Consider the following 7,997-nt stretch of genomic DNA (forward strand, 5'->3'; position numbering starts at 1 on the left):
GCCTGTCTGCTCGGCAGGAAGTTGGCGCCACTGCCGGTGTAGCTGCCGGCAAGGGTGCCGGCAGGATCGCGGGGGGCAACGACGATGTTGCGCAAACTGGTTGCGTGGGCGAACGTGTTGGCCTCAGCGGTGTGGTCGGTGTGGCATTTCACGCACTGGTTGGCGCCGGTATAGTAGAGGTTATGCCTGGTATGACTGGCGGCGTTTCCTCCGGTGTATCCCGGGCCGGTGCCGCTGGGTGGCGCACCGTGGCACTGGCCGCAGTCGGTGGGGGAGGCAAATGCGGTGCTGGACCAGACCGGTGTAGTTGTCTCGAAATGGCAGTTGACGTTGGTGCAGGTTCCCAGGATTGGATTGGAGGTCTGGTTGAAAAAGACCCCCTTGGTGCCGTACACCCCCTTGGCCGGCGAAGGCGAGGCGTTGATGTTGCTCGACATGTGGATGAAGCCGTTGCTGTGGTCCGTTTTAAAGGTGGAGCTGCCATTGTGGCACTTCTCGCAGCTTGACTGACCAGTGGTGGCATGGGTCAGGTGACTCCCCTTAAAGCCGCCGGTGGTGACGTTGCGGTAGGCTGTGTCGATCGGCGGCATGCCGTGACAGTCGCTGCAGAGCTGAGGGCTGTACTGGTACTTCTGGATAGCATGGCTTACGGGCACGCCAAGAACGAAGAAGCCCGCCAGGGCTATGGCGGATAGTATGAGGTGTCTCGATAGTGCAGAGAGTGATGCTGCTCTCCGGTTCATTTCGCTAATCCTTTCTACCAAACGGTCGCACTCGCTACATTAACAAAATGATCAACATCAATGTCATCATGGTGTCAAATATCTGAACACAACAATTCACCGCCATGATCGGATCGCTGTTAAGTTGCGGATAACATATTGATAAAAGGAGTATTTTTCTTGGTCGTCCCCTCTTGGAATCGATACCCCTGTAAACACAATCAAAAACATGCAATTCAGACACCTAAAAAATGAAATCTGAAAAAATAATAGCGGGTTACTTCACCATGTAGGAGCTGTGAATGCCGGGACTCACAATGGTGATGAGGAAGGCGGTGAATATCGCGAGAAGCAGGGCTGCAATCGTTAACCACGCCATCCTCTTGCCACGCCAGCCGTGGAGGCGCCGCAGGTGGAGAATGACGCCGAAGGCAATCCAGGAGATGAGGGAACAGGTCTCGATCGGGTCCCACCCCCAATAGCGTCCCCATGCGCTGTTCGCCCAGATGGAACCGGCGACGATCATCAGCCCCAGTGAACAAAAACCAAGGGAAAAGAAGCGGTACGAGAGGTCGTCCAGGGAAGCCACGTCGGGGAGCCTGGGCCAGCGTTCGGGTTGGTTGCTTTTAAGGAGATAGAAGATGGCAAGCGCCCCCGCAACCAGCATCGATCCGGTGATGACCTTGCCAAACAGGATGTGGATGACCAGCCACCAGCTCTTGAAGGTGATTGGCGCAGCTGCCTTGGTGTCGACCGATAGTGCCCCGTACCCCATCATCAGAAAAGCGCCGCTCATCACGATCGCCCCCGCCACCCTGATCTTCCGGTACAGCAGGCCGGCGCAGAGAAAGACGGCAACCGTGATCAGTGCGTCGGATGAAAAGACTTCGTAGCGGGTGATGTAGGGGCCGTGTCCTGCCTGCAGCCACCGCATCCCGACGGCGGCGACATGGGGCGTCATCCCTCCTGCCGCCAGTGCAGCGGCCCACTTTTCTCCCCACCTCTTGTCGAAAATGAAGTGGATCAGGTAAAACACCGCTGAAAGGGCATAGAATGTCGTCGCAATCCAGAAAAAGATGACGTCCATCAGGTTGTTTTCTCCTTCGTGATCTGTTCGAAGACCCGCTCCGCGACGGCCCTGAACCGTTCGCACCGTACGCCCAGATGAACGGCGTCCGTCCCCCTTATCTCCAGAAGGCGGATTTCCGTGGTCGGGAATAGCGCGAAAAAGACAAGGGCCAGTGCGGAGGCGGCAAAGCCGGCGAAGATCAAACTAATAGCGGGATCACGCGTGGCGGCAATGTCGCACCAGTAGTCGATCTTACCGAAGGTGTAACTGATTCCTTCGACTTCCGTCCTCTCTCCGGGACGAATGAGCCGCTCGGCCACAAGTCTGCCGTTTCGCATGAACCTCATCCGGATAGCCGGTGATTCAATGTCGTCGATGTCGTAGTATTTATGGTTCCTGGAAAGGAATTCCACATTGACTTGCATATCTGAACCGGGGACCTCGGCCTGCACCTGCGGATTTTTCCCCTTTTCCGGAAAGTGGAAAGTCACATAGCCCGATGCCCGCCCCCCGTCCCGGCGCTCGGTGTGGAGGATCACCCCAAAGCCGCTCCGGACGGAGAGATAGAGGTCGGTCCCTCCGTAGCGCACCGTATTGTAACGGAGGAGCCTCGTCCGGAGGGGCCCTTCGGCGGCCCCTTCCAGTAGGAGGTCCGCCGCGATGTCGGGAAGATAACCCGCTTCCCGGTACCGGTTGTCAAAGGAGAGGAGAGTAATCTTGAGCCCCCGCGGAAGCGGCGGCGCAAGCATCCCCTTGTCCTGCTGGAAAAAGCCGGCTTCGTCGAGCTGCTCGTCCTGCCCCACACCCAGCTTCATGTAACCGCGAAAATAGGTCTCCTGGCTCGCGAGGACGCCGAGGATGAGCAGCAGAAGTGATGTGTGGAGCAGCACGACGGACCATCGTGCAAACCCGAAGCGCGTGCCGGTGAGGCAGCGGCCGTCGGCACAGTTCCCTTCGCTCCAGCAAAAGCCCGAAACCCGCAGCTTCAGTGTTTCCGGCGACACTCCGGGAACGATTGCGGAAAACGGCTCCCGGCTTATGGCAGCTGCGCTCACCTCCGGCTTCTCCCGTCGCAGCAGAGCACGTACGCGCACAATCATTGCCGCGAGGGTGCTGACGAAGAAGAGGGCCATGACCGTAAGAAAGTACCAGGTGGAGAAGATGCGGGTGAAACCGAGCTTCAGCCAGAGGTCGTGAACACCTCCGGCAGCGACCCATGCAGCGTATTCCTCCGGCTCCAGGAGCGATTTCTGGGGGACGAGAGCACCGGTGACGCAGATGCAGAGCAGCAGCAGGATAAGCGTCAGGGAAACCCGCCGGGACGCCAGCCGTTGCATGAAGTCATTAGCGATCATTGGACCAAGGTTCTCCTTTTAACAGTAAAACCCGGAGTGGTCGCTCTCTCCGGGTTGCAGTCCTTCTGGTGTGCCATACCGTGTTACTCGTTGCCGCCGTCGTCGTTGCCGCCGATGTAACGATGGGTGACACCCGAGGTGCGGTTGCCGCGGTTGGTGCCGTCGCTGCCCCGTTCGTATACCACCCCTTTTTCCATGTTTGCTATGGTGTTGGTGGTAACGGCATTTTTCTGTGATTCCGGCCCGGCGATGAGGATGCCGAAGGTATTCGGGATGAGGGCGGTATTGGCGACCCGGTTCCCCTGGATGACGTTTTCACCCGCTGTGTAGACCCGAATGCCGAACCCGCGTCCGCTGGCCGCCCCCTTTATTTCCGTTATCGTATTGTCGAGTATGCGGTTCTGGGCACCCATGGCCACGATACCGTATGCCTCGAAAATGGGGCGCGCATCCGTAACGGTGTTGTTGCGGACAAGGCTTCCGTCGCCGTTCACCAATATCCCGGTACGGGTACTGTTCTCAACCCGCAGGTTTTCAATCATTGACCCGGCTCCGCCGGTGACGCCGAAATAAAAGCCTGCAACGGTTCCGTTCCTGACAATAACCCCCTTGTCGGAGCGGATTCCGTAGCCTGCGTCCTCGCCGGTGCCGGAAAGCCGGTGCCCCCCCAGATCGATGACAGCCTTTTCCGCATCCACAAGAATGGCGGCCGCTCCATCTTTCAGGGTTAAGTCCTTCGTCAAGCAATAACTCCCGCTCTTCTGAATCGTGTAGGGGATATGATCTATAGCGGTACAGGCGGCGGATGCCACTGCCACCATCGCGACAAGAAGAAACAACACCATTGTGGCCATGTAGCCAATTCTGTTCATCGAATCCATCCTTCCGCAGGGGCGCCGAGTTCCTGAATTTGCCATATTCCTCATTATGGGTGATGAGAACAAGCGCCCACGCCGCCTGTACAATTGTTAAACTCGGTATATGTTTTGTTTGCCGCTCTTACAAAGGAACCCACGTGATCAGTCCCCACATTGTACGGCGCAGGGTCCGTCTTGAGGACGAACATGGCCTGCCGCGGGGAGCCGTGAATGTTGGCCGCGTGGCACATGGAGCATTTGTACCCGGTGATACCCTGCCGGTAGGCGTGCTCCAGGTGCATGTTGTTCGTCCCTGAACTGAAACCGCTGTTGGTATAAGTCCCGACCCCAGGATCGGTTGGCGTAAGACCATACGCCTGAGGGGTATGGCAGAGACCGCACATCGCCTCCCCGCTAGGGGTGGCGGTGGAAGCCACAGTTGGCTGGTAATTGCCCCGGAGCATGTAGGGGTTCGTGGAGGCGTGCCCCCCCTTGGGGTCGTTCACACCGGTGTTACTGTTCACATGGCAGTCGGTGCAGGTCAGGATGCTGTTCTTGTTCCAAGGGGTCCCGGCTACGAAATTGGACGGCGAATCGGCCGGCACCCGGGAGTTGCCGATGATGGCGTGGCCCGATTTGTAGGTGGGATTGAGCTGGATCGCCAGATCGGCACCGCTGTAATTGGTGCCGACCCAGCCGGCCTGGTTGGTGTTGTAACTGCTGTGGCATTTGAAGCAGATCTGCCACTCCTCCGAGGCCGGCACCATGGCGTCCGGCCAGGTTACCGTCGTCCCGGCGGCCCGGGCGGTTGACCATGCAATCCAGGTAGGAGGCGTTACCCCCATGGCCCCGGTCAGGGCCGGGGAGAGGTTCCGCGGTCCCCCCTGCACATGGAGCCCCTTTTTCGAGCCGTGGTGGTTGTGGCAGTCGTCGCAGGTGACATGCTTGTTGGCGGAGAGTTCGGCCCTGGTTTCGCCGGCGTGGTGTTTGCCGGCATAGGCGGCAAGCTGGACCTGGTGCTTGTGGGTCAGGGTCGCGTCATTGAAGTCGGCAGCGATGTTCTTGGTCCGGGCGGTCATGGAGGTTGTGCTGTACCAGTCGAACCGGTCCGTGGAGAGGTAAACGTTTATGTTCGGGGTCGTCGTGCTGAACGGGGCAACATTACCGTGGCACTTGAAACAGAAATCGGCCTTCTGCGACGAGGTCACCGGAGCGCCGAAGGTGGTCAGCATCTGGGGGATCGAGGTGGTATGGTTGCCGAATTTGACACGGGAGATGCCTTGGGCATTGTAGCCGGACTTGGGGTTCAGCGTGTCGTTGTGGCACTTGGTGCAGTTGGCGGCGAACGTGCTGGTGCCGGTGCCGGAAAAGGTGGATGTGACGGTATAGTTGTGGGCGGTGCTCATGAAGACGAACACCTGCTTCTGAACCGTATCAGGATAGGGAATCGCCGGCTTGCGCAGCGAACCGTCCGCCTGGGTGTAGCCCAGATTGGTCTGTTGCGTCCGGTGGCAGGAGATACAGATGCCACCGTTTTTCGTGGCGTCGGGCAGGAAGTCGGTGTTCGCATAGCTGGCCGTATTCGCGGCGGTGGGAGTAGTCGATATGTCGGCGCGCAGGTTCTTTCCCCTGCCACTGCCGGCGTTCAGGTTCAGGTCGGGGCGGAAGATGTCGTGGTCCACGTGGCACATGAGGCAGTTCCGGTTCGTGTCGGTGGCTCCCCCCACCAGGACAGGCTGCGCCACCGTGCCATACGTTACGGTGTCGGTACTTTGCAGGTAGTGGTGGTACCCGTTTGTTCCTTTCAGAGCGGAAGCGAAGCTGCCGCTGTTGTGGCAGCTGGTGCATGCCTGGCCGCCGCTGGATTCTGACCCTTTGAACGCCGCCTTGTGAGGATGGCAGCCGATGCAGTCGGCGCTGTTGTTATGTATCGTTCCGCCGGAGTTCTTTGTGGTGTTGTAGTTGTGATACTTGTTCCGGCTGTGGCAGACCTCGCAGATGCGGTTCGAGGTGGTGTGATTGTCGTTGTCACGTCCCATGCTGGTCAGGTTCAGGAACGTCACCGATACGCCCGGACTGTTCGATGAACTCCAGTTGCCGAGCGGAGCGGTGATTGTGCCCCGTATCAGCTTAATATTGGTGGTACTGGGTATGTGGCAGGTGGTGCAGCTGAAAGCGCCGTATTTGCCTCCCGCGATTCCCCAGCCATTGACGCCCCACTTGGTTGAACTCAGATTGGTGCTGTTGTGAAGTAGCGCCGAGTATGCCATTGGAGCGAAAAAAAACGCAACGGGTACGAGCAGCGAAGCGAAGCCCGCCACCAGGAGTGGGAGTCTAAGCCAACGCACTCCTTTGGATGTATTTGCAATGTTCTTCATCCTCATGCCTCCGGCAGTATAGTAATTTCAAAAGTAACAGATCGGGCGTTTAAAGCGATGGATGGCAGCTTTGGCATGTTGTCGCTCCGCCGGTGCTTCCCCATGTCACGCTCTGACCATTATGGCAGGCGATATTGGAACAGGTCTTGGTGCTGCTGTCCCACATGGCTGCAGTATTGAACACAGCCTGCGCCGAGTCATAGGAACCGGCTCCCTTGTAGCCACTGTTCCTTGTCCAGGCCGTATTGTACGGTGCGGTGCCCTGGCTGCCCGTTCTCAATTGGGCCTTGGAGAATTCATTTATCGAATTGAATGCAACTTTCACCGAGCCGTTTACGTGGTTAGCCTTGTTGGCGATCGTCGCGTTGCCGCGCAGCGTTGCCTGAATGCCGTTGTGGCAGGTGTTGCAAACGATGTTTTTGTCATTATTCGCGCTCGTTACTGTCGCGTAGTGGCAAATGTTGCAGTTGATGGTGGTTGAATACAGAGCATTGCCATGGCTGTTAGTGGTGCCGGTGCCCGGGGTAGCCAGGCCGTTGGTGCCGGAAAAGATGCCGTCGTAATGGATACCAACCACGTGGCCACCTGTGATTCCCGTTCCGAGGAAATTGGAATTGTAGTGGGCCGGTGACCCGGCAATGGTGCTGTTGGGCGAATTGCCGTGGCAGTTGGCACAGCGGTCCCCGGTGAAGCTTCCGCCGTACCAGTTCGGCGTATTTGCATAAACCATACTGGTAGAATAACCGTTGCTGTGGCAGTAGATATTCAGGCACTTGACAACGGAGCCTGAAACCGAGTCAGCGGTGGTGCCGCCGTTGGTGGTGCCGGCCGGGCCGGTGGCGGTTATGGCGGCGCTGTTTTTGGAGCGGAGCGTGCCGACGCCTGCCACCGATGGGCGTAGGTCAAGGACAATCGTTCCGCTGGTGTGGTTGCCGTTGACCAGCGGATGGCAGCTGGAGCAACCGAAGTAGTATTTGCCGGTAGAGTCGTCGCCGGACGACCTGTTGGCGGTGAAGGTATAGAAGACCGGCGTTTGGGTCAGGTCCAGATGCTTGGCGTGGGCGCCGCCGAGGCTGGCTATTGGGTGGCAGAAGCCGCAGTTGTCGGTAGCACCCCACTGGGGAGACTGATACGCTCCCAGGCCATTGCCGTGGCAGATTACGCTGGAACAGGTGCCGGTGCCGGACGTCCAGGTGGCGCTTGATCCTGCCCTGGTGGTGTTGAATGTCACATTTGCCGTTCCGTTCAGATGGAGCGTGGAATAGTTGCGCAGCTTGTTAGCCGTTGCCATATCGACGGTCCGCCGGTGACACACGGCACAGCCGGTGGTGTCGGTGATGTTCAACTGCGACACATGCTTGGAATGGCTGTTGGCCGTGGTGGTGCCGGCCCCGCCGTTGGCGTAGTCGGGGGCGCCGAAGCCGCTGGTGCCGTGGCAGCCGTTGCAGCCGTAGGTGGTGGCGGAGTTCCAGGCCGCCGGGTTGACGTAGACCAGGGAGCCGGGGTTACCGTTGGAGTGGCAGTAGATGTTCGTGCAGAGCTTGGTCGAGCCGTTGTATTTGGTGCTGCCACCGCCTCTGACCGAGGAGAAGTCGATGAACTTGTTGACGTGGTTC

Annotated in this window: 6 protein-coding genes; all 6 read right to left on the reverse strand. The window is 58.6% G+C overall.

The window, feature by feature from the left end; translation table 11 throughout:
• Positions 1-743 (reverse strand): CxxxxCH/CxxCH domain c-type cytochrome (locus JN12_RS20100; RefSeq protein WP_145026271.1); only part of this gene is annotated, 743 nt, incomplete at its 3' end.
• A 256-nt stretch (positions 744-999) separates the two neighbouring features.
• The gene (locus tag JN12_RS20105; protein ID WP_145026273.1) at positions 1,000-1,809 is read right to left on the reverse strand and encodes a cytochrome c biogenesis protein; all 810 of its coding nucleotides are present in this window, start codon (positions 1,807-1,809) and stop codon (positions 1,000-1,002) included.
• On the reverse strand, positions 1,809-3,146 hold the full coding sequence (locus tag JN12_RS20110) for a cytochrome c biogenesis protein ResB (RefSeq protein WP_170242103.1): 1,338 nt from the start codon (positions 3,144-3,146) through the stop codon (positions 1,809-1,811). The genes JN12_RS20105 and JN12_RS20110 overlap by 1 nt, the downstream gene beginning before the upstream one ends.
• An 83-nt stretch (positions 3,147-3,229) precedes the next feature.
• Positions 3,230-4,018, reverse strand: a complete 789-nt coding sequence (locus JN12_RS20115; protein ID WP_145026276.1) for a right-handed parallel beta-helix repeat-containing protein — start codon at positions 4,016-4,018, stop codon at positions 3,230-3,232.
• Positions 4,019-4,071: 53 nt separating this feature from the next.
• Positions 4,072-6,381, reverse strand: a complete 2,310-nt coding sequence (locus JN12_RS20120) for a hypothetical protein (RefSeq protein WP_246125938.1) — start codon at positions 6,379-6,381, stop codon at positions 4,072-4,074.
• A gap of 49 nt (positions 6,382-6,430) precedes the next feature.
• Positions 6,431-7,997 (reverse strand): CxxxxCH/CxxCH domain c-type cytochrome (locus JN12_RS20125; protein ID WP_145026279.1); only part of this gene is annotated, 1,567 nt, incomplete at its 5' end.

Origin of the sequence: Geobacter argillaceus, assembly GCF_007830735.1 — a bacterium.
Taxonomy (GTDB): domain Bacteria; phylum Desulfobacterota; class Desulfuromonadia; order Geobacterales; family DSM-12255; genus Geomobilibacter; species Geomobilibacter argillaceus.